The sequence below is a fragment of the Sagittula sp. SSi028 genome, from assembly GCF_048553715.1.
GTDB lineage: Bacteria > Pseudomonadota > Alphaproteobacteria > Rhodobacterales > Rhodobacteraceae > Sagittula.
Window position 1 is genome coordinate 1 of sequence record NZ_JBLZNC010000059.1, and the last position, 361, is coordinate 361.

Genomic DNA, 361 nt, shown 5'->3' on the forward strand with positions numbered 1-361 from the left:
GGCGTGGTCGCCCAGCATCAGGCCGACCTGCACGTGCTTGCCGCGCGGCCGCAGGCAGAGGATCGAGTTGGTCATGGTCACGGGATGCCCCAGCGCGTCAAGCGAGACATGCGCGCCGACCTTGGTGGTTTCCCGGATGGCGGCGGGAACGTCCGCCTCGCGCCCGTCGATCACCGCCACCGCGCCGAGATCGCGCGCCATGGCGAGCTTGGCCGGGTCCAGATCGACCCCGATCACGTTAGCGCCCGCTGCCGCCGCGATCATCACCGCCGAGAGGCCGACGCCGCCGCAGCCATGCACCGCAACCCATTGACCGGCGCTGACTTTCCCTTGGTCGATGACCGCCCGGAACGAGGTGGCG

The 361-nt window shown here is 70.6% G+C and carries 1 protein-coding gene; it reads right to left on the bottom strand.

Annotated elements, in window-relative coordinates; translation table 11 throughout:
* The coding region (locus ACN5AZ_RS18755; RefSeq protein ID WP_419430403.1) for a zinc-binding dehydrogenase at nucleotides 1-361 on the bottom strand (361 nt) is incomplete at both ends.